This window comes from Hominimerdicola aceti, assembly GCF_025567495.1.
GTDB classification, from domain to species: Bacteria; Bacillota; Clostridia; order Oscillospirales; family Ruminococcaceae; genus Hominimerdicola; species Hominimerdicola aceti.
In genome coordinates this window covers 1,878-2,406 of record NZ_JAOQJZ010000030.1, presented here as the reverse complement: position 1 = coordinate 2,406, position 529 = coordinate 1,878, and the positions used below count along the sequence as shown (strand labels likewise).

Annotated in this window: 1 protein-coding gene; it reads left to right on the top strand. The window is 37.8% G+C overall.

Features of this window, described 5'->3' with window-relative positions; genetic code table 11:
* Nucleotides 1-180 precede the first annotated feature (180 nt).
* Nucleotides 181-529: tRNA threonylcarbamoyladenosine dehydratase (locus OCV57_RS14195; protein ID WP_267302079.1), on the top strand; the 349-nt coding region annotated here is incomplete at its 3' end.

Sequence of the window (529 nt, the reverse complement as noted above, 5' to 3'; positions counted from 1 at the left end):
TATTTGTGTGGTAACTTTATTTTATCAGATTTTTGCCTATCTCTCTTTTCTTTTTTCTTAATTTTGTCCAATATCTATTGTAGCACTACAAAAATTAATAAAAGCAGGCAAAAATCCACTTGAAAAAAGGGCATAGATATGATATCATAGAAGAATAAAACATTATTTAGGAGTGTTTATATGCTAAATCAGTTTTCAAGAACCGAGCTTTTATTCGGCAAAGAAGCAATGGAAAAGCTCAGCAACAGCAGGGTTGCGATTTTCGGCATAGGCGGTGTAGGCGGATATGCAGTTGAAGCCCTTGCACGAAGCGGTGTAGGCGAGCTTGACCTTATAGATGATGACAAAGTGTGTCTGACCAACATCAATCGTCAGATAATTGCCACAAGAAAAACAGTAGGAAAATACAAGGTAGATGTGGCGGAGGAGCGTGTTCACGACATCTGCCCTGACATAAAGGTAAACACATACAAGTGTTTTTATATGCCTGACACAGCGGATCAGTTTGATTTTACTCAGTATGATTACA